General features: G+C 56.6%; 23 protein-coding genes and 1 pseudogene. 10 read left to right on the top strand and 14 right to left on the bottom strand.

Annotated features, from left to right (window positions below; translation table 11 throughout):
* Positions 1 to 18: 18 nt before the first annotated feature.
* The 6 genes from hscB to trmJ all read right to left on the bottom strand — a co-directional run bounded on the left by hscB (position 19) and on the right by trmJ (position 4,132).
* Positions 19 to 534, bottom strand: a complete 516-nt coding sequence (gene hscB, locus F3J26_RS00405; protein ID WP_039296154.1) for a co-chaperone HscB — start codon at positions 532 to 534, stop codon at positions 19 to 21.
* A gap of 84 nt (positions 535 to 618) precedes the next feature.
* Complete coding sequence (gene iscA / locus F3J26_RS00400) at positions 619 to 942, bottom strand: iron-sulfur cluster assembly protein IscA (RefSeq protein WP_008459427.1); 324 nt, start codon at positions 940 to 942, stop codon at positions 619 to 621.
* A gap of 75 nt (positions 943 to 1,017) precedes the next feature.
* Positions 1,018 to 1,404 (bottom strand): Fe-S cluster assembly scaffold IscU, encoded by a 387-nt coding sequence (iscU, locus tag F3J26_RS00395; RefSeq protein ID WP_008459428.1) that lies wholly within the window; start codon positions 1,402 to 1,404, stop codon positions 1,018 to 1,020.
* 42 nt (positions 1,405 to 1,446) lie between these two features.
* A complete protein-coding gene (iscS, locus tag F3J26_RS00390; protein ID WP_166990458.1) occupies positions 1,447 to 2,661 on the bottom strand; it encodes a cysteine desulfurase in 1,215 nt (404 codons plus the stop codon).
* Positions 2,662 to 2,776: 115 nt separating this feature from the next.
* Positions 2,777 to 3,265: a Fe-S cluster assembly transcriptional regulator IscR gene (iscR, locus tag F3J26_RS00385; RefSeq protein ID WP_008459430.1), complete on the bottom strand. Its 489-nt coding sequence runs from the start codon at positions 3,263 to 3,265 to the stop codon at positions 2,777 to 2,779.
* A 129-nt stretch (positions 3,266 to 3,394) separates the two neighbouring features.
* Positions 3,395 to 4,132 carry a tRNA (cytosine(32)/uridine(32)-2'-O)-methyltransferase TrmJ gene (gene trmJ, locus F3J26_RS00380; protein WP_008459431.1) on the bottom strand — a complete coding sequence of 246 codons (738 nt, stop codon included), beginning with the start codon at positions 4,130 to 4,132 and terminating at the stop codon, positions 3,395 to 3,397.
* Between the two features lie 119 nt (positions 4,133 to 4,251).
* On the opposite strand from trmJ, the gene suhB reads away from it, so the two are divergent.
* Positions 4,252 to 5,058 (top strand): inositol-1-monophosphatase, encoded by an 807-nt coding sequence (gene suhB / locus F3J26_RS00375; RefSeq protein WP_085938908.1) that lies wholly within the window; start codon positions 4,252 to 4,254, stop codon positions 5,056 to 5,058.
* Between the two features lie 97 nt (positions 5,059 to 5,155).
* On the opposite strand, the gene F3J26_RS00370 is transcribed toward suhB, so the two are convergent.
* Together F3J26_RS00370 and F3J26_RS00365 are read right to left on the bottom strand one after the other, a co-directional pair.
* Positions 5,156 to 6,136, bottom strand: a complete 981-nt coding sequence (locus F3J26_RS00370) for a nickel/cobalt transporter (protein WP_166990453.1) — start codon at positions 6,134 to 6,136, stop codon at positions 5,156 to 5,158.
* Positions 6,127 to 6,774, bottom strand: coding sequence for a DUF1007 family protein (locus F3J26_RS00365; RefSeq protein ID WP_166990450.1), 648 nt, complete (start codon positions 6,772 to 6,774; stop codon positions 6,127 to 6,129). The genes F3J26_RS00370 and F3J26_RS00365 overlap by 10 nt, the downstream gene beginning before the upstream one ends.
* Before the next feature lie 124 nt (positions 6,775 to 6,898).
* Here F3J26_RS00365 and csiE point away from each other — a divergent pair, with 124 nt between their 5' ends.
* The gene (gene csiE, locus F3J26_RS00360; protein WP_008459437.1) at positions 6,899 to 8,179 is read left to right on the top strand and encodes a stationary phase inducible protein CsiE; all 1,281 of its coding nucleotides are present in this window, start codon (positions 6,899 to 6,901) and stop codon (positions 8,177 to 8,179) included.
* Here the strand turns inward: csiE and F3J26_RS00355 are convergent.
* From F3J26_RS00355 to F3J26_RS00340, 5 genes and pseudogenes are all read right to left on the bottom strand, one after another.
* Entirely contained in the window at positions 8,176 to 9,330 is a 1,155-nt protein-coding gene (locus F3J26_RS00355; protein WP_166990447.1) for a 3-phenylpropionate MFS transporter, read from the bottom strand. The two genes, csiE and F3J26_RS00355, sit on opposite strands and share 4 nt — an antisense overlap.
* A gap of 103 nt (positions 9,331 to 9,433) precedes the next feature.
* Entirely contained in the window at positions 9,434 to 9,793 is a 360-nt protein-coding gene (locus F3J26_RS22750) for an aldose epimerase family protein (protein WP_353621173.1), read from the bottom strand.
* Positions 9,794 to 9,861: 68 nt separating this feature from the next.
* A pseudogene (locus tag F3J26_RS22745) lies at positions 9,862 to 10,251 on the bottom strand (aldose epimerase family protein); the annotation flags it as partial.
* Positions 10,251 to 11,690: a sugar porter family MFS transporter gene (locus F3J26_RS00345; RefSeq protein WP_166990444.1), complete on the bottom strand. Its 1,440-nt coding sequence runs from the start codon at positions 11,688 to 11,690 to the stop codon at positions 10,251 to 10,253. The gene F3J26_RS00345 and the pseudogene F3J26_RS22745, both read right to left, overlap by 1 nt.
* Positions 11,691 to 11,756: 66 nt before the next feature.
* Positions 11,757 to 15,029, bottom strand: a complete 3,273-nt coding sequence (locus F3J26_RS00340) for a DUF5107 domain-containing protein (protein WP_166990441.1) — start codon at positions 15,027 to 15,029, stop codon at positions 11,757 to 11,759.
* Between the two features lie 116 nt (positions 15,030 to 15,145).
* Here F3J26_RS00340 and F3J26_RS00335 point away from each other — a divergent pair, with 116 nt between their 5' ends.
* The 8 genes from F3J26_RS00335 to F3J26_RS00300 all read left to right on the top strand — a co-directional run bounded on the left by F3J26_RS00335 (position 15,146) and on the right by F3J26_RS00300 (position 24,053).
* Entirely contained in the window at positions 15,146 to 16,339 is a 1,194-nt protein-coding gene (locus F3J26_RS00335; RefSeq protein ID WP_166990439.1) for an ROK family protein, read from the top strand.
* A 130-nt stretch (positions 16,340 to 16,469) separates the two neighbouring features.
* Positions 16,470 to 16,892 carry a DoxX family protein gene (locus F3J26_RS00330; protein ID WP_008459445.1) on the top strand — a complete coding sequence of 141 codons (423 nt, stop codon included), beginning with the start codon at positions 16,470 to 16,472 and terminating at the stop codon, positions 16,890 to 16,892.
* Between the two features lie 383 nt (positions 16,893 to 17,275).
* A complete protein-coding gene (locus tag F3J26_RS00325; RefSeq protein ID WP_008459446.1) occupies positions 17,276 to 18,259 on the top strand; it encodes an autoinducer 2 ABC transporter substrate-binding protein in 984 nt (327 codons plus the stop codon).
* A 107-nt stretch (positions 18,260 to 18,366) separates the two neighbouring features.
* Positions 18,367 to 19,866 carry an ATP-binding cassette domain-containing protein gene (locus F3J26_RS00320; RefSeq protein WP_166990436.1) on the top strand — a complete coding sequence of 500 codons (1,500 nt, stop codon included), beginning with the start codon at positions 18,367 to 18,369 and terminating at the stop codon, positions 19,864 to 19,866.
* Complete coding sequence (locus F3J26_RS00315; RefSeq protein ID WP_039305740.1) at positions 19,859 to 20,848, top strand: ABC transporter permease; 990 nt, start codon at positions 19,859 to 19,861, stop codon at positions 20,846 to 20,848. Before F3J26_RS00320 ends, F3J26_RS00315 begins: the two co-directional genes overlap by 8 nt.
* 1 nt (position 20,849) lies before the next feature.
* A complete protein-coding gene (locus tag F3J26_RS00310; protein ID WP_166990433.1) occupies positions 20,850 to 21,803 on the top strand; it encodes an ABC transporter permease in 954 nt (317 codons plus the stop codon).
* A 16-nt stretch (positions 21,804 to 21,819) separates the two neighbouring features.
* Positions 21,820 to 23,457: an FGGY-family carbohydrate kinase gene (locus F3J26_RS00305; protein ID WP_008459450.1), complete on the top strand. Its 1,638-nt coding sequence runs from the start codon at positions 21,820 to 21,822 to the stop codon at positions 23,455 to 23,457.
* Positions 23,454 to 24,053 carry an SIS domain-containing protein gene (locus tag F3J26_RS00300; RefSeq protein ID WP_166990430.1) on the top strand — a complete coding sequence of 200 codons (600 nt, stop codon included), beginning with the start codon at positions 23,454 to 23,456 and terminating at the stop codon, positions 24,051 to 24,053. The genes F3J26_RS00305 and F3J26_RS00300 overlap by 4 nt, the downstream gene beginning before the upstream one ends.
* Positions 24,054 to 24,098: 45 nt before the next feature.
* Here the strand turns inward: F3J26_RS00300 and glyA are convergent, their stop codons facing one another.
* Positions 24,099 to 25,352, bottom strand: a complete 1,254-nt coding sequence (gene glyA, locus F3J26_RS00295; RefSeq protein WP_008459452.1) for a serine hydroxymethyltransferase — start codon at positions 25,350 to 25,352, stop codon at positions 24,099 to 24,101.
* Positions 25,353 to 25,501: the final 149 nt, after the last annotated feature.

Here is a 25,501-nt window from a genome sequence, read left to right as displayed (position 1 = left end):
CGGGCCTGAGTTCAGGCGTTAAAAGTCGAGCAGCTTTTCTTCTAGTTGTTCAATTTGGCTCTGCAATTTATCGAGGAAACGCAGCTTGCGCACAGTGTCCGCCGCCTGTTCCCACTGCTGGTCATCCAGCTGCTGCACCATCTGCGCGCTGCGGTTTTTCACCATTGTTTTTACGCGCGAGGCAAAGCTTTCAAGCTTGTCGCTGTCTTTCGCCTGCTCGATATCGTCCAGCTCTTCACGCAGCTCCAGCTGTTCCATCAGGAACGCGGTGTCGCGCACGGTGTGCTGTTCATTCGCGAGGTCGAAACCATTCAGGGACAGGATGTATTCGGCGCGGGCAAGCGGGTGACGCAGCGTCTGCCAGGCCTGGTTGATAGTGGCGGACTGGCTCACGGCCAGAAGCTGTTCTGCCTGAGGGCGGCTGGCGTATTTGTCCGGGTGGAACTGACGCTGCAGCTCCTGGTAACGGCTGGCCAGTTGCTCGGTGTTCAGGGTGTAGCCTGGCGTCAGCCCAAACAGGGTAAAATAATCCATAACAGACTCGGGTTCAGGTCAGGTAAGTGCTGTGTGGTAAAGCAAAATCCCCACGGGCCAGAGCCAGTGGGGAATTGCGCGGGATCAGACGTGGAAGCTTTCGCCGCAGCCACACTCATCCTTCACGTTTGGGTTAGTGAACTTAAACCCTTCGTTAAGGCCTTCTTTGACGAAGTCGAGCTCGGTCCCGTTTAAGAATTGCAGGCTTTTACCATCGACAACCACCTTCACGCCTTTGTCCTCGAACACGGTGTCATCCGCCATCGGTGCATCAACAAATTCGAGAACATAAGCCATCCCAGAGCAGCCTGATGTGCGCACACCCAGACGCAAACCAAACCCTTTACCGCGGTTGGTCAGGAAGGCACTTACACGGGCAGCGGCGCTGTCGCTAAGGGTAATCGACATACAACAACCTCAATAAAAATTTTAACTCGTCATACTTCGAGCCGCTGCCGGGCAGCAAGCTCGAATGCGTTAGAGTTATTTTGTTTCACGTTTGCTTTTGTAATCCGCGATAGCCGCTTTGATAGCGTCTTCAGCCAGGATTGAGCAGTGAATTTTCACCGGCGGCAGTTCGAGTTCGTCTGCGATGTCGGTGTTTTTGATCGCCTGCGCTTCGTCCAGGGACTTGCCCTTCACCCACTCGGTCACCAGCGAGCTGGACGCAATCGCCGAACCGCAGCCGTAGGTTTTGAAACGCGCGTCTTCAATGATACCGTCATTGTTGACTTTGATCTGCAACTTCATCACGTCGCCACAGGCCGGTGCACCCACCATGCCAGAACCTACGCTGTCGTCGCTGTTGTCAAAAGAGCCAACGTTGCGTGGGTTTTCGTAGTGATCAATTACTTTTTCGCTGTAAGCCATTTTTACTTCTCCAGAATCTGAAATCGACGTCCTGACGAACGATCAGTGATGAGCCCATTCGATGGAATTAAGATCCACGCCCTGTTTGAACATTTCCCACAGCGGAGAAAGGTCGCGCAGACGGCCAATGGATTTACGTACCAGCTCGATGGTGTAATCGATCTCTTCTTCAGTGGTGAAACGACCCAGAGAGAAACGGATAGAGCTGTGTGCCAGTTCATCGCTCATCCCCAGCGCACGCAGCACGTAGGATGGCTCGAGGCTAGCGGAAGTACAGGCTGAGCCCGAAGAGACCGCGAGGTCTTTCAGCGCCATGATCAGCGACTCGCCTTCAACGTAGTTAAAGCTGACGTTGAGGATGTTTGGCGCGCCATGCTCCATATCACCGTTCAGGTAAACTTCTTCCATATCTTTCACGCCGTTCCACAGACGGTTACGCAGCGTGCGCAGACGGGCCATTTCGGTCTCCATCTCTTCTTTTGCGATACGGTAAGCTTCACCCATGCCGACGATCTGATGCACAGGCAGCGTACCGGAACGCATGCCGCGCTCGTGACCCCCGCCGTGAACCTGCGCTTCGATACGGATACGCGGTTTGCGACGCACGTACAGCGCACCGATCCCTTTCGGCCCGTAAATTTTGTGGCCGGAGAAGGACATCAGGTCAACTTTCAGCTGGCTCAGATCGATAGGCAGTTTGCCCACGCTCTGGGTAGCATCAACGTGGAAGATAATGCCACGGGAACGGCACATTTCGCCGATAGCCGCGATATCCTGCACCACGCCGATTTCGTTGTTAACGTGCATGATGGACACCAGAATAGTGTCTTCACGCATAGCGGCTTCCAGCTGCTTCAGGTCAACGATACCGTTGCTCTGCGGCGCCAGATAAGTCACTTCAAACCCTTCACGCTCAAGCTGGCGACAGGTGTCCAGCACGGCTTTGTGTTCGGTTTTGGCGGTGATGATGTGCTTGCCTTTCTTCTGATAGAAGTTAGCCGCACCTTTGATAGCCAGGTTGTCTGACTCGGTTGCGCCGGAGGTGAAGACGATTTCACGCGGGTCTGCGCCAACCAGTTCAGCGATTTGGTTACGGGCAATATCAACGGCTTCTTCAGCCTGCCAGCCAAAACGGTGGGAACGAGAGGCCGGGTTACCGAAGGTGCCGTCCATCGTTAAAAACTGCATCATCTTCTCAGCAACACGCGGGTCTACCGGCGTGGTTGCGGAGTAGTCGAGGTAAATCGGTAATTTCATTGCTCTTAAGCTCCGTACATCACTTCAATGCGAAGAATCAGGCTTAAAATATGTTGCCGTTATAGACAGGGAGCACCGCTCCCTCAACCTGATTCTAAAATTCTTGTTCTTCTGCTTATGCGCGCAGTTTGACGTCAATAGCGTCTTGAGAACGGGTGCTGCGATGATTTTCACTATGTTGACGATCGGACACGTCCAGCACTTCCTGGTTGTTAACCAGTTCACCCAGGGTGATGTTATTCAGGAAGCCGGTCAGGCGATCGCTCAGGTCGCGCCACAGCGCGTGAGTCAGGCACTTATCGCCGCCCTGGCAGCCGCCTTTACCCTGGCAACGGGTGGCGTCTACGGACTCATCAACGGCGCTGATCACTTCGCCTACGGCGATGCTGCTCGCGTCTTTACCTAACAGATAACCACCGCCAGGACCGCGCACGCTGGCCACCAGGCCATTTTTACGCAGGCGGGAGAACAGCTGCTCCAGGTAGGAGAGTGAAATACCCTGACGTTCAGAAATATCAGCCAACGGAACCGGGCCCGATTCAGAGTTCAGCGCAACGTCAAGCATCGCGGTTACGGCGTAGCGCCCTTTTGATGTCAGTCTCATGTCTTACTTAACCTCAAATAGCCCCTCGAGCCGGGGGTTTTTAAAAGTGTGATTGTCACATAGCAGGACGCAAGTCTGACATTCCTGAGTAAAATGGTCAACTATTTAACCTACCATTTTACTCAAGTATTATTGGCCCGATTTTTTTGGATTTTCCAGCGACGCCAGCATGCCGCGCAGGATGTTTAATTCCTGACTTTCCGGGCGTGCACGGGTAAACAGACGGCGCAGTCGGCTCATCACCTGGCCCGGATGGGTTGGGCGAATGAAACCGCTTTCCTGCAGCGCTTTTTCGAGATGCACATAGAAACGCTCTAAGTCATCCACCAGCGGATAAGGGGCGTCTTCCTCTTCTTTAGCCGCTTCCGGCTGCTCTTGCGTGGCGAGCCAGGCAATGCGCACTTCATAGGCGAGGATCTGAACCGCCATCGCGAGGTTAAGGGAGCTGTATTCCGGGTTCGCCTGAATGGCAACGTGATAATGGCATTTTTGCAGCTCTTCGTTGGTCAGGCCCACGCGTTCGCGGCCAAAGACGATTGCCACCGGCGCATGCTGCGCTTCGCTGATGCTTTTTAAACCGCATTCGCGCGGGTCCAGCATCGGCCACGGCAGAGTGCGGGAGCGCGCGCTGGTGCCGACCACCAGGCTGCATCCTGCCAGCGCTTCATCAAGCGTATCGACGATCTGAGCATCGCCAATAACATCACTGGCGCCAGCAGCCAGGGCGATGGCCTGGGAGTCCGGTTTGACCAGCGGATTGACCAGCCACAGGTTAGTTAAGCCCATGGTTTTCATAGCACGAGCCACGGAGCCCATGTTGCCGGTATGCGAGGTTTCGACCAGCACGATTCGTACGTTTTGCAGCATTGTCATTCATAGCCTGGGAAGAATATCGCAATATCTTATCATAACCCTGGGACATATTCCGAACGCTCTGCTATACTCCGCCGCGATTTCCGTTCTTTAACATCCAGCGAGAGAGACCGATGCAACATCCAATGTTGACCATCGCCGTGCGTGCTGCGCGCAAGGCGGGTAATGTAATTGCCAAACACTACGAAACACCAGACTCCGTAGAAAGCAGTCAGAAAGGCAGCAATGACTTTGTGACTAACGTCGATAAAGCTGCAGAAGCGATTATTATCGACACAATCCGCAAATCTTACCCGCAGCACACCATCATCACCGAAGAAAGCGGTGAACATGCAGGCGAAGATCAGGACGTGCAATGGGTTATCGATCCGCTGGATGGCACCACCAACTTCATCAAACGTCTGCCACATTTCTCCGTTTCTATCGCTGTTCGTATCAAAGGCCGCACTGAAGTTGCCGTTGTTTACGATCCAATGCGTAACGAACTGTTCACCGCGACCCGTGGCCAGGGCGCCCAGCTTAACGGCTACCGCCTGCGCGGCAGCAACGCACGCGACCTGGACGGCACCGTTCTGGCGACCGGCTTCCCGTTCAAAGTGAAGCAGCACGCGACTCCTTACATCAACATCGTTGGCAAACTGTTCACCCAGTGTGCAGACTTCCGCCGCACCGGTTCCGCTGCGCTGGACCTGGCCTACGTTGCCGCTGGCCGCGTGGACGGTTTCTTCGAGATTGGCCTGAAGCCATGGGATTTCGCCGCAGGTGAACTGCTGGCTCGTGAATCCGGCAGCATCGTGTGTGATTTCACCGGCGGCCATAACTACCTGACGACCGGGAACATCGTCGCCGGTAACCCGCGCGTTGTGAAAGCCATGCTGGCTACCATGCGTGAAGAACTGAGCGAAGCGCTGAAGCGCTAAGCTTTTTTGCCTGATCTTCAATAAAGAAGAGGCAAAAACAAAAATCCCCTCAGCTTTACGGCGAGGGGATTTTTTATGCCCGCATTTAGCTACCCGTTCAGAAAGGCCGAATACCTCGCGCCATCGGCTGGGCGCTCAGCCACATAATCAGCGCGGCCACGACCAGGACAATTCCTCCCGCCAGCGCGAGCGTTGACCAGCCCACCTGCCGCCACAGCACCGGGGCCCGGTTCCCGCTTAAGCGAACCGCCAGCGCACGGAAGCTGTGCACCAGCAGCGCCAGACCGGAAATGGTGATCGAGGTACCTGCCGCCATCGCCAGCGCAGACAGCACGCCCCAGCTAAAGACCCCGATCACCTTGCTGAACAGCAGCACCATAATCGCGCCAGAACAGGGGCGCATGCCCATTGACAGGACAATCATCAGTCTGGCCCGCCAGTCGCTGCTCGCCGCCAGTTGTTTTTCGTCCGGGACGTGCTGATGCCCGCAGCCGCAGTTGGCGTCATGCACATGATGCGGTGTAAACGAGGTAAATTTGGGTTTGCGGCGTAACTGAACCTGTAAACGCCGCAGCGCCCGCCAGCTCAGCAAAAGGCCCAGGAACCCGACAAGCAGATAGCTGCCCTTCTCCAGCCAGAAGCTGCTGAGATGAAGCTGCCGGGAAGGCAAAGCGAGAACGCCCAGCACCACGACCACCAGCGCAATAGCCACCAGCCCCTGCAATAAAGACGCGGCAAAGGTCAAACCGAGGCTGCTTTTAATTTTTGAGGGATGGGTCGCAAGCCAGGTGCTGATGACGATTTTGCCGTGCCCCGGCCCCAGCGCATGGAGCACGCCGTAGACAAAACTGAAAGAGAGCAGCGATAAGCCTGCGCGAGCGGGGTTGTCCGCCACCTGACGCAGCAGCCCGCTTAATTCCTGATTGATTGAACGCTGCCAGACGGCCGAACTAAGCAAGATTTGCGGCCAGTAAAGCCACAAGGCATAAAGCCCGGCGGTGGCAAGCAGCATAAACAGCGCCAGCGGCCACAGATGGCCCCAGCGGCGGACGGGAGAAGAAGCGGTGATTATTGACATGCCAGCGTCACCTCCTGAGCAAACTGTTTCCCTAAGTCCATGTCCTCCGGCGGGGCGTCAGCTTTATCCAGCGACTGCGCGAACAGCAGCGTCTCTTCGCTGGGCTTTGGCGTGTGCACGGCAACTTTACAGCTTGAGGCCAAATCCTGTGGCAGATGCACGTCCCTATCGTGCTCATAACTCATGTCGACAAAATAAGTCGGGTCGAAGATCGAGAAACGGTATGTCTGCCCTTTGAGCGGCTGCGGATGCGCCAGCGGCAGAACAAACGTCAGCACCGCCTGATGATTGCTACGGCTCAGGCCATATTCCGGCGGCAAATTGCCAAACTTCACCTTCTCTTTGTTATGCCAGAACTCGGTAAAGTAGTGCTGGCCCAGCACATTAGCCATCACTTCCGCCGCCAGCTTCTTCCACACCGGCGACCCCGGCTTGGCGTCGCCGGCGTCATACAACAGATCTGCTGAAGTAATGTCGTCCATCGTCCACTGCATTTTTAGCCCCGTCAGCTGCCCCTGATCAACCACAGGCGTGGTGACGATAGAGATAAAACTGTGGGGATGCGCCTGCACGCTTGTCGCCGAAAACCCTGCCAGCAGCAAGGCTACTCCTTTCAGGCTGATTCTTTTGTCGCTCATGCTTCCCTCAAGATTTAAATTCTGTGAGCCAGCCGTAATTCCGTGATGAAAAACTAAAAAGGGCAATATATTGGCCGAAACCTTTAGCTATTCTTAACTTCTGACACCACATTGGGACAGCCAGATGATGACTTTACTGACGCCGCCGCCCTCTGTGCTATCCAGTTCGCAGCGCCGCTGCCACCTGCTTCTGATGCTCTATCTCCCGGAGCAGATCGTCACGCCGGAGGTCATTGCCAGCCTTAACGGCGTGGATCAGAGGCAAACCCTGCAAGATATAGCCGACACGGGCCATGAGATCCAGAGTTATCACCGTCTCTCCCTGACGCAGCAGCAGGACGGCAGCTACCGGATTGAAGGCACAGTCCTTGACCGCCGCCTCTGTCTGCTGCACTGGCTGCGACGCTCGCTGCGCCTTTGCCCGCAGTTTGTGCAAAACCACTTTAGTCCGGCACTAAAGTCCCAGCTAAAGCATCTGGGGCTTATCAAGGCGCTGTATGACGAAACTAATTTACGTGCGCTGGTGAATCTGTGTGGTCGCCGTTTAAAAAGGCAGTACGACAGCCGGGACAGCCAGTTCCTGACGCTGTTTTTGCAGTATTGTCTGCATCAGCATCACTCCGGCAATGCGCCAGTCCTGACGCAGCAGCAGCGCGAGTGGAGCCAGATGCGGCCTGAATTTGTTGTCGCCCAGGAAATAGCCCGCCACTGGAAGCGCCGCGTCATGCAGCCCGCAGACGTTGATGAACAGCATTTCCTGGCCCTGCTGTTTCAACTGCTCAGAATTCCCGATCCGATTAATGACGAACATGAACAGGATGCCCGGTTACACAATGAAATCGCACGGATGATCGAACGTTTCCGCCGTCAGGCCGGGCTTTCTTTTAGCGATGAACAAGGGCTGAGCGATCAGCTTTATATTCACCTCGCCCAGGCGCTGAACCGCTGCCACTTTAATATCGGCATCGACCACAGCCTGCCCGAAGAGATCACGCGTCTTTATCCGAGGCTAATGCGAACCTCGCGAGAAGTGCTTGCGGATTTTGAACAGCATTATGGGATTCAGTTTTCCGATGCGGAAAGGGGCCTGGTCGCAGTGATCTTTGGTGCCTGGCTGATGCAGGAAAGTGACATTCAGGAAAAACAGGTGTTGCTGCTGACGGCCGACGATCGCGAGCTGGAACAGAAAATTGAGCAGCAGCTGCGCGAGCTGACCCTGCTGCCGCTCAACATTAAATATCTGGCGGTGCAGCAGTTTCAAAGCCAGGGCGCCCCGCGTGAAGTGGTGCTGGTTATTACGCCCTACGCGACCTCGCTGCCGCTGTTTTCTCCCCCGCTCATTCACGCCACGCTGCCGCTGGGTGAACACCAGCAGCAGCGCATCAAAGCACTGTTAGAGGCTTAGCTTTCCGCAACCGGGCTGACTGCGGCGACTTTGGGCCGCAGGAACAGCGCCGGGGCCGCCACCAGCGCCATGATCCAGAACATCCCGCCCTGCAAATGCTGATAGAGGAAGCCCGAGAAAATCGTCATCACGGCGATACCGCCGCCCATCGCCACGGCGGAGTAAACGGCCTGCAGGCGGATCACCTCCCCGCCTTTGCGGGCAGAGATATAGCGCATCGCCGCCAGGTGGCAAACCGTGAAGCTGCCGCAGTGCAGGATTTGCGCCACAATCAGCCACGGCAGTTCGGTGGTGCTTGCCATCAGGCTCCAGCGAATAATGCCGGTCACGGTGGACAGCAGCAGCAAATCTCTGGCGCTCCAGCGGCGGAACAGTTTGTTGCTGAGGGCAAAGATAACGATTTCCGCCACCACGCCCAGCGACCATAAATAGCCCACAACGGAAGCGGAATAGCCTGCCCCCTGCCAGTAAATCGCGCTAAAACCGTAGTAGGCCGCATGCGCGCCCTGCAGCAGAGAAACACAGGCCAGAAAACGCCAGGCGCTGATAATCAGCCCTTTCCAGGCGGGCCAGCCAGCTGAAGCCTGATGCCGGGTTTCGCCCTGAGGCATAATGGAAGGCCGCAGCATCATGCCAATCAGCATCGACGCCGCGCCAAGGGTCAGCAGGACCAGAATAGCCTGAGAGCTGAACTCGCTCACCAGCTTGCCGGTAATGGCCGAGCCGATGACAAACGCCAGCGATCCCCAGAGCCGCACCCGGCCATAATCCAGCGGCATTTGCCGCTGCCAGGTCCCCGCCAGCGCATCGGTCAGCGGCACCAGCGGCGAGAAGAACAGGTTAAAGCCCACCATCGTCAGCAGCAGCCAGAGCGCGGTATGGCCCAACCAGAAACCAGCGGCAAAAACCAGTGTGGCAAGGGCTAACAGACGAAGGGCGAAAACAAGGCGGGAAGGATCGGTCACGCGGGGGGCTAATAATAAACTGCCGAGGAAACGGGCAATCAGCCCTGAGCCTAACAGCAATCCGATAGTTTCCGGGGGAAGCCCGACGCCTTTGAGCCAGACGCTCCAGAACGGTAAAAACACGCCATAGCTAAAGAAGTAGGTAAAGTAACTGAGCGCCAGCCAGCGCGTGGAATGCAAAACCATGATCCCTCCCGTTTTGGAGGCGATAGTGTCGGGGATAGCTGGCTGGCATGCAAGCAAACATTAACAGCGCAATAACACTCATCAAAACAATGGCTATTGCGCGTTAGCTCACCTCAATCTCCATCTCCAGATGCGTGATCTGGCCCGTCTCCAGCATGACTAAACCCGGCATCCCCGCCTGGTTGTGCGCGTTGACCGGATGCGTTTGCGGTTCAAGACAGATAAACGGCTGGTTCCCCATGCTGAATACCATCAAACAGGCCGCCGGGCTACGCAGACAAATGCTCATCTCCGAGTGGGTAATAACCGCCCTGCCACTCCAGCCGGAATACCCCACGTTAAGCCACTTGTTCTCCGGCGTTTTTGCACGGGAAAAATCTGCCTGCGGGGTGAACGTCCCTTCCCAGGCCAAAGGCAGGTGCTGCTCGCCTTCGGGCCAGTAGCCGCTGGCGGAAAACTGCACCTGGCTGGCTCCAGCGCAAAATAAGGATGCAAACCCAGCCCGTATATCATCGGCTTCTCGCCAGTGTGCTTCAGCTCAAGTCGGGTTAACAGCCTGTTGCCTGCCAGGCGGTAAGTCAGATTTGCCAGATAGTGAAAACAGCAGGGATACTGGCTGCACAGGCTCAAGGTGACAGACTCAGCTTCGTACTGCTCAACGTGCCAAAGCTTTTGCCAACCATCCCCATGCAGGAAAAAGTGCTCATCGACGAGGCTGTCTGGCAGCTGGATTCGCTCGCCGTGCAGATGGAAAGCGTTCCCGGCCACCCGATTAGCCAGCGGCAGCATTGGAAACAGCGCCGGGTTCGCCGGATGAAAAATCGGTTTCCCGTGCCTGAGAGATTCAAAGCTGAGAACTGAGGCCCCCTGCGGGGCAACAGTCAAACTAAGAAAATCATTTTGCAGGTGCAGAGTGTCCATTAGCGTAGCGCCTTTGCGGCCCGCGCGGGAGAAGCATTCACGCGGCCTTCAGCCAGCTGCTGCTCCAGCGCTTCGAGGCTCACGCCTTTGGTTTCCGGCACGAAGCGGCGCACGTAGATAAAGCCAGCGGCACAGATAACGCCGTACAGCAGGAAGCTGCCGGATGCGCCCAGGCCTGCATTCAGCAGAGGGAAAGTGTAAGTCAGCAGGAAGCAGGCGACCCACAGCGCTAATGTCCCCAGCGACATCGCCAGGCCGCGAACGCGGTTCGGGAAGATTTCCGCCAACAGCACCCAGGTTACCGGGGCCAGCGTCAGCGCATAGGTGGCGATGGCGGCCAGCACCAGAATCAGGACCGGCAGCCCCAGAATACCCAGGCCGTAGGCGGCACCAATCAGCGCATAGATAATTGTCAGCCCAGCGGCCCCAAACAGCATCAATTTGCGGCGGCCAATTTTGTCCACCAACGGCAGCGCGGCAAGGGTGAACACCAGGTTAATCAGGCCGGTCGCAACAATCGATTTCAACGTGCTGTTAATGTCGAACCCGGCGGAGGCAAAAATCTCCTGCGCATAGTTGAAGATAACGTTAATCCCGCACCACTGCTGGAACACCGCCAGCACCATACCAATCACGATGATCGGGCGAACCTTCGGTGCCCAAAGCGCGGACCAGGACACTTTTTGTGTGTCCTTGCTTAACGTTTCCTGAATATCTTTCAGCGTTGCATCGGCATAGGCTTTACTGCCGATGCGGCTCAGCATTTGGTGAGCGCGTTCGTTTTTCCCGGCGCGCACCAGCCAGCGAGGTGACTCAGGCACAAAAAACATCAGGATCAAAAAGACCACCGCCGGGAAGGCTTCAAAGCCAAACATCCAGCGCCAGCCCACCTGCCCGTTCCAGCTGGCGCTGATTTCCTGCATCGTTGCCTGGCTGGCAACCGGCTCGGCAATCATCAGGTTAATCAGCTGCGCCGCCAGCACCCCAACCACAATGGTGAGCTGGTTGACCGCCACAAAGCGCCCGCGCTGTGCCGCCGGGCTGATTTCTGCGATATACATCGGACTAAGCGCCGAAGCGAGGCCAATCCCCACTCCGCCGACAATGCGCCAGAGAACAAACATATCGAAGTGACTTGCCACTGCGGTGCCCCAGGCAGACGCGGTAAACATAATTGCGGCAAGAATAAGGGGGATTTTGCGGCCAAACTTGTCGGCACACCAGCCGGAGAGTATCGCCCCAAGAATACATCCCACCAGGGCAGAGCTCATTGCCCACCCGGAAACGGCCGGGTCGGTAATAGAAAAATAGGCTTCGTAGAACGGTTTTGCCCCGCCGATAACCACCCAGTCATAACCAAACAACAGCCCGCCACAGGCGGCCACCAGACAGATGGTCCAGACGTAACCCATGCGTAGTTGCGATTGCATACTTTCCATGGTCGATCCTCATCTTGTATTTGTAGGGTAAGGGAGCGGGCGCTCATCGTCGCCCGCCAGTTATTGTTAAAGTACGTCGGTGCTAAGGACCTGACGCAGCAGATGCGCCTTGTCATGGGCCGGGTTAAGGGTCAGCAGGGCTTCCACCCGCTGGTTGAAGGCGGCGATATCCCCCAGGCCGAGCCACCCAAGCGCCTCCACAAACAGGCAATGCTGCTGATGTTGTTTCCGCGGGTCGCCGTTGAGCGCAATCAGGTCCGGCAGGGAAACGGCGAAGAAATCGGCCTCAACCCCGTCGGCACGGTGCGCCTGCGCCCAGTCAACAAAGGCTTTGAATTGCTGATGGGCCGCCTCAAGCTCACCCAGCTGTTTGAGGGCCATAGCCTGATAGAAGAGGTAGTCCACGGGTTGGTCGTTGTAGTAGCGCCCGGCCGCCAGGGAACTCCCGCCCTTCAACGCCTGCTGGAAGTAAGATTTCGCCCGTTCGTGACGCTGCAGGAGCTGCGCACAGCACCCAAGCAGATACCAGATATCGTTGTCGGTTTGCCCGACCAGACGGCCTTCGCCGAGGTTTTCCGGGTAGCTCAGCGCCTGTTGCAGCAGCTCCTCCGCCTGGCCGTAATGGCCGGCAGACATACTGGCCAGGGCAAGCCGCTGTTGGCTGATAATGTACTGCCCCGTCACTTTGCCTTCGCCGCCTTCCCACGGGTGGAACTTGCGTTCAGCCAGCACCTTCGCGGCAGCTTCCTGCTTGCCATGCTGGTTCCACAGGCTCAGCAGCTCGGCAGTGAGATCGTCACGTTTTAGCGCAACGTCACGCTTCGCCTCCAGACGGGTAAGACGCTCCTCTGGTGCGCGGCCATTCAGCTTCAGCAGGAAGTCGAGTTCAAACAGGAAGCGCGCATTATCAGGTTCGAGATCAACGGCACGCTGCAGCAGCGTTTCAGCTCGCTGAACGTCCTGCTCTTTGTTCCAGGCATGAATCGCCAGCACGCGCTGCACGGAGGCAAACTCAGGCATCTGTTCAGCGCAGAATGCCCAGCAGGTTAGCGCCCCTGCATAGCGACGTTTGCTGTACCAGAAGCAGCCCAGCAGATACTGCGCAAAACCATCCTGCGGGAGGCGCATCAGCATTTGCACTTCATCCAGCGTGTTAGGGAAGCGAACCCGGGCGGTAAACTGCTCCCGAGCCTGCACGAGATAGTTTTGCTGGCGCTGTGGATCGGATTCCAGCGAGGCCTGCCACAGCAGCGGCATCGTTTCCTGGGCATTCAGCACGGTGAGCAGTTCACGCGCGGCATGTTCTGCCCCAAAGCTCATCAGCCAGCCGGCCAAAACGCTGGCGTTAGTGCCGCGCTGGCCGGTCACCTGCCGCAGCTTTTGCTTGTCACCTTCACTCTGGGTTATCGCCCAGCGGGCATAATGCAGGGCATAACTCAGCGGCCAGACGGCAAGCTGCTGCTCAATCCACGCCAGCGCCGTCGCTTTTTCTCCTTGCTGAGACAGCGCCAGCGCTTTCAGCCCCATTGCGAGGTTATTCGAGGCGTTGAACTGCAGGCTTTGGGATACCAGCGTTAAGGCGCGAGCCGTTTCCCCTTTGCGCATTGCCAGACGGGCCAGGGCATAAAATGCCGCATCCCGGCAGTTGCCGCTCCAGCTGGCCTTGTAGTAAGCATCGAAGGCGCCGTCGTAGTCGCCCAGGCGCTCTTTCGCCGAGCCGAGAAGCTGGCTGGCATCGCCATTTTGCGGGTTTTTGTTCAGGCTGTGGGCGCGCTGCAGCGCCGCGTCGGCGTGCTCTTTGGCTTTTTGCCAGTTGCCCCGGTTGAATTCGAGCGTGCCCAGGGCGAGGTTACAGCGGGAATCGAGCGGATCAATGTCCAGCGCTCGCCGGTAATAGTCGAAGGCTGACCGGCTGGCGTGCAGATACTGCTCCAGATGCTGGCCAATGAAATAAAGCTCGTCGCAGTTAGCGATCTGTTCAGGCTTAGCCGGGGCCTGCGCCGCCTGCGGCAGAGGCAGCTCTTCCGCGATGTGTTCCAGGTAGCTGAGCACCACTTCGCCTTGCGCGTTGAGTAAGCTCAGCGTCAGCCGCTGCGGCCAGTCATCCGTCAGTTGATGCAGCCAGGCTTCCGCCGGTTTCAGGCTGAGCGGCGTTTGCCACAGGACTACGCCGTCGCTTTCAAGACGCAGCGTCACCGCTTCCAGCGGGGAAATGGCGTAGACGCCGAGTTCCAGCCTGCCCTGCTCACGCTCAAGCTTGATGGCCGCATCGGTGCTGGCGTTTTGCAGCGTCCCCAGCTTGCTGTAAGGCAGGAAGTTTTGCACAAACACTTTTTCTTCAAACGGCGCCAGCCAGGTAAAGTCCGGTTGGTTGTCGGTGAACACGCCGGTCATCAGCTCGATGTACGGGCCGTTGGTGTCGGTCAGATTGCGATCCCAGGCCAGGCCAAAGTCGCAGTTGCCCCAGGTCCACTGCTTTTTGCCCGGCGATACATGGTGATCGGCAATGTGCAGCAGACCGCCCTGTTCGCCGTGGTGGTAGGCCCCAACAAAATCGTAATTCGACTTATCGGCCATGTAAGAGGTTGGCACCGGGATGTTTTTGTAGCGCGAGATATCCACGCCCGCTGAGTAATCCACTTTGTAGTAGGTGCCGTGGGCAATCGGGAAGGCGGAAACGTCGCGTTTGCCGTGGTCAAACACCGCGGTCACGTCTGGCGGGAATACGCTCTGATGGTCGTCACCGCCCTTCACCGCCGGATTAGCCCACCACAGGAAGTGGCGCGGCGTGGCGTTGCCGTTAAAGACTTTGCCGGTAATTTCAATCAGCGCTTTTTCCGGGTAAAGCGTAAACCCGGTCATCACCTGCAGGCCGCGCATCGGCTCCACTTCCCCCAGCCAGACGGTTTGCGCCCCACTTTCGTGCTGCTGGAAGGTCACGTCTACCGGCAGAAAAGTGGTCGGGCGGTGGTGCTGAGGCCAGTTGAATTCGATCCCACCGGAGATCCACGGCCCAATCAGGCCCACCAGCGCGGGTTTGACCACTTCGTTGTAGTACACGAAATCGCGCCCCATCACTTTGTCCCAGGCTCGGTGAATACGCCCGCCCAGCTCCGGCAGCAGCATGACGCGAATGAAATCGTTCTCCAGCCAAACCGCCTGATACTCACGCATTTCACGTTTACCGGTCAGGGTGTCTATGACGCCATAGGGGTAAACCGCACCGGAAGATCCCTGATAGACACGATTTTCCAGGAACATCGGGTTGGGATCCTCTGCTCCGGTGGTCCAGGTAGGGAGTGAGATCGTTTCCTGCCAGACTTTAACGGCTCCGTACATAGCAACTCTCCAGTAAACAAATAACAGTGAATGGGGGATTGCCAGCAGTCTGGAGCAGCTGATTATGATTTAATCGCTCAATGCTCACGCAATACAGTTAATGAGGTTTAGTAAACATGCAGCAGTCAGGTTTCAATAATCAGCGGGTACGTCAGCTCAACCGACAAACGCTGATGACGCTGGTATGGCGACACAAGCAGCTGAGTAAATCGCAGTTTGCCCGCTACACCGGGCTGTCCATTCCGGCCGTCAGCAACATCCTTGAGGAACTGGTCGATGAGGGCAAACTTAGCCATTCCAGCGAAAACCTCAGCAGCCGGGGGCTGAACAGCGGCAGCTACCAGATCCCGCCGGAGGGGAATTACATCCTCTGCATGAACGTCACCCCCACCAGCATCGAGAGCCAGCTGTGCAACGCCCAGCTTTCGCCTATAGCCGACTTTGAGCGCCGCGCTATTGTGGCCCCTTCTCCCCAGATGCTGCTGTCGGCCATCGAAGCAATCTGGCAGCAACAGCGAAAAAGCTGGCCGAAAAAAACGATCAATCTCGCGCTGGGCATACATGGACAGGTAGATCCGGTGACCGGCGTGTCACAAACCATGCCGCAGGCTCCCTGGCGGGAGGCAGTGGAAATTAAATACCTGCTGGAAGAGAAGCTGAACATCGAAGTCAGGCTGGATAACGACTGCGTGATGCTGGCCCTGGCAGAAAAGTGGCAAAACAACGGCAACCGGGAAGATTTCTGCGTGCTTAACGTGGATTACGGCATCGGCTCTTCGTTTGTGATCAACGGGCAAATCTATCGCGGCAATCTGTACGGCAGCGGGCAAATTGGCCACACCATAGTTAACCCGGACGGCATGGCCTGCGACTGCGGGCGCTATGGCTGCCTGGAAACCGTGGCTTCGCTCAGTGCGCTGAAAAAACAGGCCCGCATCTGGCTCAAAACGCACCCTGAGGCACAGCAGCACGATCCGGAAAAGCTCACTTCCCGGCAGCTGGTTCAGGCGCTGCATGCCGGGGATGAAAGGGTCGCCCGCTGGGTAGAAGATTCGGCCAATGCGATTGGGCTTAGCCTGTATAACTTCCTTAATATTCTCAACATTAACCAGATCTGGTTCTATGGCCGCAGCTGCGAGTTTGGCGAAAACTGGCTGAGCGCCATTAAACAGCGCATTGGTTTTAATCCGTTCGACCACGGTGATGGCCTGAAGAGTCACGCCACGCAAATAAACTTCGGGCAGCTCACCCGCGCTCAGCAGGTGATGGGGATTGGTTATTTATATGCCGAGACTGCGCTGATGGAATAACGAGATGGCGTCGGGCGTCATTAATAAAAACATTCATTAACACAAACAACGCGGTAGAGGCGCAGCGGCAATGGCAGGCTCGGAAGTTGTGTATTAACTTTAAATTGAGTCCACTACAGGCGAGCCCGCTATGAACACACTCCGCTATTTCGATTTTGGTCAATCTCGTGCCCTGATCCTGCTTATTGCCCGTATTGCGTTGATTCTGCTGTTCATTATTTTCGGCTTGCCGAAGCTCAGCGGATTCAGCGGCACCGTGGCGTATATGGAGCATCTTGGCACCCCACTCCCGACGCTAGCCGCCGCGATTGCGGTGTTTATGGAAGTTGTTGCCGCTATCCTGGTGATCATCGGGTTCTTTACCCGCCCGCTGGCCATTTTGTTTGTGTTTTATACCCTCGGCACGGCGCTCATCGGTCACCATTACTGGAATATGACCGGGGATGCAGTGATGCCTAATATGATTAACTTTTATAAAAACATCAGCATAGCTGGTGGTTTCCTGCTGCTTGCGGTCACCGGCCCTGGCGCGATTTCCGTCGATAAGCGCTAAATTTCTGCCTCACTTAAAGGCCGCTAATGCGGCCTTTTTCATTTGTTTCCCGCTCATTTTGCTTGATACGCTTCAGCTCACAATTTCGTAACATTTTTTTGCTGGCTTGCACCCTCTTTGCTGCCAAAAACGTCCCCTTAACGGCAAATTGTTTATTAATTGTTTCTTATATGTTTCATTTCTGGCTATTAATTAACACCACCATGTCCGTCCAGTTTAAAAAAACATCATATATTTAACTATTTTTTAACTAAATTAGATCTAAAAAAAAACAATAATGGGCGTGCATCACATTTAGAAAAACTGCGATTCATTCCCTCTTCCCTTCGTTGCTAGTCTCCTCTCCGTGACATGCCTCAGTCCCTAATAAAAAAGGTACACCTATGAAATTCAAACTCGCATTACTCAGTGCAACCCTGATTTCTGCATGCATGTTGTCCGGTACGGCCGTTGCGGCGGATAAGTATGAAATCGCAGTGGTGGCGAAAGTCACCGGGATCCCATGGTTTAACCGGATGGAAACCGGCGTCAACGAAGCGGCAAAAAAACTCAACGTTAACGCTTACCAGACCGGGGCCTCAACGCCCGATCCGGCTCAGCAGGTGAAGGTGATTGAGGATCTGATCGCCAAGAAAGTGAACGCCATTATTGTGGTGCCTAACGATGCCAAAGTACTGGAGCCAGTACTGAAAAAAGCGCGCGATCAGGGCATCGTGGTGCTGACGCATGAATCCCCTGACCAGCAGATCGGCCAGTGGGATATCGAAACCATCGACAGCGAAAAATATGCTCAGGCCAACATGGACGAGCTGGCGAAAGACATGGGTGGCAAAGGCGGCTATGCGATTTACGTCGGGTCGCTGACCGTGCCGCTGCACAACGCCTGGGCGGATTCCGCCATTAAATATCAGAAAGAAAAATACCCGGATATGTTCGAAGTGACTTCGCGCCTGCCGGTGGCGGAGAGCATCGACAAATCCTATTCCACCACGCTCGATCTGATGAAAACGTATCCGCAGATGAAAGGCGTGATCGGCTTTGGCTCCCTCGGCCCAATCGGCGCGGGCCAGGCGGTACAGAAGAAACGTGCGAAGGACAAACTGGCGGTTGTCGGCATTGCCATGCCGGGCCAGGCGGCACCTTACCTGATGCGCGGCGACATTAAAAAAGCGCTGCTGTGGGATCCTAAAGATGCCGGTTACGCACTGGTTACCGTGGCCGATCAGCTGCTGCAGGGCAAAGCCGTGACCAAAGACCTGACCATTGACGGTCTGGGCAAGGCCGATGTCGACATGGATAAGAAAGTGATCCGTTTTAACAAGATCCTCGAAGTCACCAAAGATAACGCTCAGTCACTCGGTTTCTAAGGCACTCCGCCAACACCAGGGAAACCGGAATGCCGGTCAGCCGACCGGCATTCTCCAACAAGATTATTTTGTGGCGCCCACGTCGGGCGCCGGCAGGGGCATTACCCATGACCGACACATCCGCATTTATCACTCTTGAGAATATCAGCAAGCAATTCCCGGGCGTGCGGGCGCTGGATAACGTCAATCTGACGCTCAGAAAAGGCGAAGTTCATTGCCTGGCCGGGCAAAACGGCTGCGGTAAAAGCACGATCATCAAAGTGATTTCCGGCGTCTATCATCCGGAAAAAGGGGCGCAGATTGCCCTCGACGGCAAACTGTTTCACAGCCTGACGCCCACGCTTTCCGCGCATTACGGCATCCAGGTGATCTACCAGGATCTGTCGCTGTTCCCCAATTTCAGCGTGGCCGAGAATATCGCCGTGCACCGCTATCAGCCCGGCGGCAGCCTGTGGGTTAACCGCAGCGTGATGAAAGCCCAGGCGCTGGCGGCCATGCAGCGCATTGGCGTCACGCTCGACCCGGACAAAAAAGTCGAAAAACTCTCGATAGCCGATCGCCAACTGGTGGCGATTTGCCGCGCCATTGCCGCTGACGCCCGGTTGGTTATTATGGACGAACCCACTGCGTCGCTTACCCGCCAGGAGGTTAACGGCCTGCTGCGGGTGGTGAATGAACTCAAAGCGGACGGGATTTGCGTGGTGTTTGTCAGCCACCGTCTGGACGAAGTGATGGAAGTCGCCGACCGCATTAGCGTGATGCGCGACGGGAAGCTGGTCGGCACCTGGCAGGCCAGCGAGCTGGACAGCAACGAGCTTGCGTTCCTGATGACCGGGCAACGCTTCCACTACAGCCCGCTGCCGGAAAAACCTCCGGTAGAAAAACAGCCGATGCTGGAGCTGCGCGGCCTCAGCCGCAAGGGCAAATACCACAACATCAATCTGTCGCTGCGCAGCGGCGAGATTGTTTCCATCGTCGGCCTGCTCGGGTCGGGCCGCACCGAACTGTGCATGAGTCTGTTCGGCATGACGCAGCCGCAAAGCGGTGAAATGCTGATCGACGGCGTGCCGGTGACGTTTCGCAATAACCACGATGCGATCAAACACGGCATCGGCTACGTGTCAGAAGATCGCCTGACTCAAGGCCTGATCATGGAGCAGTCGATCTACGACAACACGATTGTCACGGTCTTCGACAGGCTTCATACCCGCAGCGGCCTGCTCGATCATGAAAAAGCCCGTCATCTGGTGGCCGATCTTATTCGTGAGCTAAACATCAAAGTCTCCGATGCCGGGCTGCCGGTAAAAACCCTTTCGGGCGGCAACGCCCAAAGGATTGCCATCGCCAAATGGGTAGCGACTAACCCACAAATATTGATTCTCGACTCGCCCACGGTGGGCGTGGATATCGCCAATAAAGAAGGTATTTACCAAATCGCCCGTTCCCTGGCGGAACAGGGGCTGGCGGTACTGATGATTTGCGATGAAATCCCTGAGGCGTATTACAACAGCCACCGCGTGCTGGTGATGCGCCGGGGCGAGCTGGTCGCAGAGTTTAATCCTCATCGCAGTAGCGAGCAGGACATTGCTGAGGTGGTCAATGAATAACCCTCGTTTTTCCCGCCTGGCCGGGCAACATGAGTTCTGGCTGGGTCTTCTGGTGGTGGCTCTGGCCGTTGGCCTGAGTATCAGCACCGATGAGTTTTTGTCCCTCGGTAACCTGACGGATGTCGCCACCAGCTACGCCATTCTCGGTATTCTGGCCTGCGGGCTGTTTGTGGTGCTGATTTCCGGAGGGATTGATATTTCGTTCCCGGCGATGACCGCTATTGCCCAGTACGTGATGGCAAGCTGGGTCATTGCCCACGGCGGTAATTTTGCGCTGGCGCTGGTGATTTCCATTGCCGTGGGGCTGCTGCTCGGGCTTATCAACGGCTTCCTGGTTTACTGGCTGCGGGTCCCGGCGATCATCATCACCATTGCCACCCTCAACGTTTACTACGGCCTGCTGGTTTACCTCACCAAAGGCACCTGGTTGTACGGCTTCCCGGACTGGTTTATGAACGGCATTAACTGGTTCTCTTTCACCGCCAAAGACGGTTACCAGTACGGGTTAACCCTGCCGCTGCTGTGCCTGGCCGCAGTGATTATCTTTACCGCCGTGCTGATGAACTACACGCGCCTTGGCCGCCAGATTTATGCCATGGGCGGCAACCGCGAGGCGGCGTCCCGGCTGGGGATGAACCTGCTTAAGCTGCACTTCTACGTCTACGGCTATATGGGGATTCTGGCCGGTATTGCCGCCGTCGTTCAGGCGCAGATCACCCAGTCCGTTGCCCCAAACTCGCTGCTGGGCTTTGAGCTAACGGTCCTGGCGGCGGTCGTGCTCGGCGGGACAAGCATGAGCGGCGGGCGCGGGACGCTCACCGGCACCCTGCTCGGGGTTATCCTGCTGGCATTCTTACAAAACGGTCTGACGCTGCTGAGCGTGTCCTCTTACTGGCACGCCGTGTTCAGCGGCGTGATTATCCTGGTCAGCATCAGCGCCACGGCCTGGAATGAAAAACGCAAACTCGCAAGGGAGCTTTGAGATGAAAACCTTCGCCAGATTTTTACCCGGTGACGCCATCATCCGGCTGCAGTGCGTGATTATTGTGGTGGTTGCCGTGGCGTTTTCGCTGCTGCTGGGCGGGCGCTTCTTTAGCCTCGCCAACTTCCAGTCCATCGGCTCTCAGTTGCCTATTCTTGGCATGCTGGCGCTGGGTATGGGAATGACAATGCTGACCGGCGGGATCAACCTGTCGATTATTGCCGGGGCGAACGCCTGTTCGCTGGTGATGGCGGCCATTATCGTCAGCCACCCGGATAACCCGCTGTTCTTTGCGCTGGCGCTGCTGGCGGGTATTGCCGTGGCGGTGGCTATCGGCACGCTAAACGGCGCGCTGGTCGCCTGGGTCGGCGTTTCGCCTATTCTGGCTACGCTCGGCACCATGACGCTGATTTCCGGCCTCAATATTTTGCTGTCTAACGGTACGGTGATTTCCGGCTTCCCGGCGGCAATTCAGTACCTGGGTAACGCCACGCTGCTCGGCATTCCGGTCGCGCTGCTGCTGTTCCTGCTGGTTGCCGTCCTACTCTGGGTATTGCTGGAGCACACCACGCTGGGACGCAGCCTTTATCTGGTCGGCTCCAACGAACAGGCCACGCGCTTCAGCGGCGTTAACACCGTGCGGGTGCAGATATCGGTGTACGTGATTTCCGCGCTGCTCGGCTGGGTGGCCGCCATTCTGATGATGGCCAAGTTCAACTCCGCCAAAGCCGGGTACGGTGAGTCTTATCTGCTGGTCACCATCCTTGCTTCTGTGCTGGGCGGCATAAACCCGGACGGCGGCTTTGGCCGCATTATCGGCCTGGTGCTGGCGCTCATTGTGCTGCAAATGCTGGAAAGCGGCTTTAATTTGCTGGGGATCAGCAGCTATTTGACTATGGCGCTCTGGGGCGCGGTGCTGATCCTCTTTATCGCATTACAGAATCGTAAAGCCTGAGTTCAGGAGAATCATTATGGCGAGTTACTTCATTGGGGTGGATGTAGGGACGGGAAGCGCCCGAGCGGGCGTCTTTGACCTGAATGGCAGAATGGTTGGCGAGGCAAGTCGGGCGATTGAGATTTACCGCCCACAGGCGGACTTCGTTGAGCAATCCTCGGACAATATCTGGCAGGCGGTTTGCAACGCGGTGCGGGATGCGGTTAACCAGGCCGACATTAATCCGATTCAGGTAAAAGGGCTGGGATTCGACGCCACCTGTTCCCTGGTGGTACTGGATAAAGAAGGTAAGCCGCTGACCATCAGCCCTTCAGGGCGCAGCGAACAGAACATCATTGTGTGGATGGATCACCGCGCCATTACCCAGGCCGACAGAATTAATGCCCTGCACCACCGCGTGCTGGACTACGTGGGCGGGATTATTTCCCCGGAAATGCAAACGCCAAAATTGCTCTGGCTTAAACAGCACATGCCGAATACCTGGTCTAATGCCGGTTACTATTTTGACCTCCCGGACTTCCTGACCTGGCGCGCCACCGGGGATGATACCCGCTCGCTCTGCTCCACCGTCTGCAAATGGACCTACATGGGCCACGAAGACAAATGGGACAGCAGCTACTTCCGCCAGATTGGGCTGGAAGATCTTCTGGAGCACGATGCGGAAAAAATTGGCCGCTATGTAAAAACCATGGGGGAGCCACTGGGCCACGGCCTGACGCAGCGCGCCGCAAGCGAGATGGGGCTGATTGCCGGCACCGCCGTCAGCGTCTCGATTATTGACGCCCATGCCGGCACGCTCGGTACGCTCGGCGCCTGCGGCGTTTCGGGCGAAGTGGCAGACTTTGACCGCCGCGTGGCGCTCATCGGCGGCACCTCTACCGGGCATATGGCCATTTCAAAAGAAGCTCGTTTTATTAATGGCGTTTGGGGGCCTTACTACTCCGCCGTGCTGCCGGGCTACTGGCTCAACGAAGGCGGCCAGTCGGCCACCGGAGCGCTTATCGACCATATTATTCAGTCTCATCCGTGCTATGAGACGCTGCTTGCCCAGGCGAAGACTCAGGGGCAAACCATTTACGAACTGCTGAACGCTCTGCTGCGTAAAATGGCCGGGGAGCCGGAAAACATCGCCTTCTTAACGAAGGATATGCACATCCTGCCCTACTTCCACGGCAACCGTTCGCCGCGCGCCAACCCGACGCTAACCGGCGTTATCAGCGGGCTGAAGCTTTCCCGCACGCCGGAAGATATGGCGCTGCAGTACCTGGCGACGATTCAGGCTATCGCACTCGGTACCCGCCATATTATCGAAACCATGAACCACAGCGGCTACACCATCGACACCATCATGGCGAGCGGTGGCGGCACTAAAAACCCTATCTTCGTTCAGGAGCACGCCAACGCCACCGGCTGCGCGATGTTGTTGCCGGAAGAGAGCGAGGCGATGCTGCTGGGCAGCGCGATGATGGGCACGGTGGCGGCGGGCGTGTTTGATTCCTTCCCGGAAGCGATGTCGGTCATGAGCCGCATTGGCAAAACGGTCACACCGCAGACCAACCGCATCAAGCAGTACTACGACCGCAAATACAAAGTGTTCCATGAGATGTATCTCGACCACATGAAATACCGCCAGCTGATGCAGGAGGAAGCATGAGTCATTCATGGCAGCAGGCCGTCAGCGCGTGGGCAACCTGCAGCCGCGAGCTTGCCGCGCTGGAACAGCATTTAAGCGAGCCGCAGTGGCTCGCCTTGCTGGCCGAACTGAGAAACTGTAAAGGTAAGATTGTGGTCACCGGCGTCGGTACTTCGGGCATCGCCGCGAGGAAAATTGCCCATATGCTGGCCTGCGTCGAACACCCGGCTATTTACCTCAGCGCGACGGATGCGGCGCATGGTGATCTAGGGTTCCTCCGTGTGGACGATCTGATGATCATGCTTTCCCGGGGCGGGAATTCCGACGAGCTGACGCGGCTGCTGCCGGGCCTGGCGGCCAGAAACGTCCCGCTCATTAGCGTCACTGAAAACCCGGATTCAGCCATCGCCCAGGCAGCAAGGCTGGTGATTTCTACCGGCGTGAAGCAGGAAATGGATCCTCTGAATATGCTGGCGACCACGTCGATAATTCTGGCGCTGGCGATTTTTGATGCCGCCTGCGCCTGCCTGATGAGCGAGAGCGGGTATTCGAAGGAGACGCTGCTCGCCGTTCATCCCGGCGGGGATGTCGGGCTGACGCTAAGCCAGAAGCAATAAAAAAAGGCTCCCGATTGGGAGCCTTCCAACTTTTCAGCTTAACGATTATGCGTAAACCGGGAAGCGGGCACAGATATCCAGCACTTTACCTTTGACGCGCTCGATAACCGCTTCGTCATTGATGTTGTCCAGAACGTCACACATCCAGCCAGCCAGCTCTTTCACTTCCGCTTCTTTAAAGCCGCGGCGAGTAACAGCCGGAGAACCGATACGGATACCGGAGGTCACAAACGGGCTCTTCGGATCGTTTGGTACGCTGTTTTTGTTCACGGTGATGTTGGCGCGTCCCAGGGCAGCGTCAGCTTCTTTACCGGTCAGGTTTTTATTAACCAGATCCAGCAGGAACAGGTGGTTTTCAGTCCCGCCGGAAACCACTTTGTAGCCACGGTTCAGGAACACTTCCACCATCGCTTTGGCATTTTTCGCAACCTGCTGCTGGTAAACCTTGAACTCAGGCTCCATCGCTTCTTTCAGCGCCACAGCCTTGGCCGCGATAACGTGCATCAGCGGGCCGCCCTGCGCGCTTGGGAATACAGCAGAGTTCAGTTTCTTGTAGAGATCTTCGTCGCCGCCCTTCGCCAGGATCAGGCCACCGCGTGGACCCGCCAGGGTTTTGTGGGTGGTGGTGGTGACAACGTGCGCGTGTGGCACCGGGTTCGGGTAAACGTCTGCGGCAATCAGGCCCGCAACGTGCGCCATGTCAACGAACAGGTAAGCGCCGATGCTGTCTGCGATTTCGCGCATCTTAGCCCAGTCAACCACGCCGGAGTAGGCAGAGAAGCCGCCGATGATCATCTTCGGCTTGTGCTCTTTAGCCTGCTTCGCCATGTCTTCGTAGTCAATTTTACCTGACTCATCAATACCGTAAGGAATGATGTTGTACAGCTTGCCGGAGAAGTTAACCGGGGAGCCGTGAGTCAGGTGGCCGCCCTGCGCCAGGTTCATGCCCAGCACGGTATCGCCCGGCTGCAGCAGCGCGGTGTATACCGCAAAGTTAGCCTGGGAACCGGAGTGTGGCTGCACGTTCGCATAGTCTGCGCCAAACAGCTCTTTTGCACGGTCGATAGCCAGCTGCTCGACGATGTCCACGTACTCGCAACCGCCGTAGTAGCGCTTGCCTGGGTAACCTTCAGCATATTTGTTTGTCAGCTGAGAACCCTGAGCCTGCATCACGCGCGGGCTGGTGTAGTTTTCGGAGGCGATCAGTTCAATGTGCTCTTCCTGACGTACTTTCTCTTGCTCCATGGCCTGCCACAGTTCGGCATCATAATCGGCAATGTTCATTTCACGCTTTAACATTCGCATCTCCTGACTCAGCTAACGGTAAAAATTTTACTGCAATGAGGGGGCCCATTTGGGCGACGGGCAACAGTGTAAACCGAAACCCTTTCGGGTGATAGGGCTTGACAGAGGTTTTTACGCAAACGATTACCCAGGCATGAAATAAG

Source organism: Enterobacter sp. Ap-867 (assembly GCF_011752855.1).
Lineage (GTDB): Bacteria > Pseudomonadota > Gammaproteobacteria > Enterobacterales > Enterobacteriaceae > Cedecea.
The sequence above is the reverse complement of the archived record's forward strand: the minus strand, read 5'-3'. Positions and strand labels throughout refer to the sequence as shown.

Coding starts and splice junctions, on each gene's coding strand:
- F3J26_RS00365 (WP_166990450.1), bottom strand. CDS start 6,774: ATGAGCGACAAAAGAATCAGCCTGAAAGGAGTAGCCTTGCTGCTGGCA.
- F3J26_RS00355 (WP_166990447.1), bottom strand. CDS start 9,330: ATGGTTTTGCATTCCACGCGCTGGCTGGCGCTCAGTTACTTTACCTAC.
- csiE (WP_008459437.1), top strand. CDS start 6,899: ATGATGACTTTACTGACGCCGCCGCCCTCTGTGCTATCCAGTTCGCAG.
- glyA (WP_008459452.1), bottom strand. CDS start 25,352: ATGTTAAAGCGTGAAATGAACATTGCCGATTATGATGCCGAACTGTGG.
- iscS (WP_166990458.1), bottom strand. CDS start 2,661: ATGAAATTACCGATTTACCTCGACTACTCCGCAACCACGCCGGTAGAC.
- hscB (WP_039296154.1), bottom strand. CDS start 534: ATGGATTATTTTACCCTGTTTGGGCTGACGCCAGGCTACACCCTGAAC.
- F3J26_RS00320 (WP_166990436.1), top strand. CDS start 18,367: ATGACCGACACATCCGCATTTATCACTCTTGAGAATATCAGCAAGCAA.
- F3J26_RS00340 (WP_166990441.1), bottom strand. CDS start 15,029: ATGTACGGAGCCGTTAAAGTCTGGCAGGAAACGATCTCACTCCCTACC.
- F3J26_RS00335 (WP_166990439.1), top strand. CDS start 15,146: ATGCAGCAGTCAGGTTTCAATAATCAGCGGGTACGTCAGCTCAACCGA.
- F3J26_RS00300 (WP_166990430.1), top strand. CDS start 23,454: ATGAGTCATTCATGGCAGCAGGCCGTCAGCGCGTGGGCAACCTGCAGC.
- iscU (WP_008459428.1), bottom strand. CDS start 1,404: ATGGCTTACAGCGAAAAAGTAATTGATCACTACGAAAACCCACGCAAC.
- iscA (WP_008459427.1), bottom strand. CDS start 942: ATGTCGATTACCCTTAGCGACAGCGCCGCTGCCCGTGTAAGTGCCTTC.
- trmJ (WP_008459431.1), bottom strand. CDS start 4,132: ATGCTGCAAAACGTACGAATCGTGCTGGTCGAAACCTCGCATACCGGC.
- F3J26_RS00310 (WP_166990433.1), top strand. CDS start 20,850: ATGAAAACCTTCGCCAGATTTTTACCCGGTGACGCCATCATCCGGCTG.
- iscR (WP_008459430.1), bottom strand. CDS start 3,265: ATGAGACTGACATCAAAAGGGCGCTACGCCGTAACCGCGATGCTTGAC.
- F3J26_RS00345 (WP_166990444.1), bottom strand. CDS start 11,690: ATGGAAAGTATGCAATCGCAACTACGCATGGGTTACGTCTGGACCATC.
- F3J26_RS00325 (WP_008459446.1), top strand. CDS start 17,276: ATGAAATTCAAACTCGCATTACTCAGTGCAACCCTGATTTCTGCATGC.
- F3J26_RS00305 (WP_008459450.1), top strand. CDS start 21,820: ATGGCGAGTTACTTCATTGGGGTGGATGTAGGGACGGGAAGCGCCCGA.
- F3J26_RS00370 (WP_166990453.1), bottom strand. CDS start 6,136: ATGTCAATAATCACCGCTTCTTCTCCCGTCCGCCGCTGGGGCCATCTG.
- F3J26_RS00315 (WP_039305740.1), top strand. CDS start 19,859: ATGAATAACCCTCGTTTTTCCCGCCTGGCCGGGCAACATGAGTTCTGG.
- F3J26_RS00330 (WP_008459445.1), top strand. CDS start 16,470: ATGAACACACTCCGCTATTTCGATTTTGGTCAATCTCGTGCCCTGATC.
- suhB (WP_085938908.1), top strand. CDS start 4,252: ATGCAACATCCAATGTTGACCATCGCCGTGCGTGCTGCGCGCAAGGCG.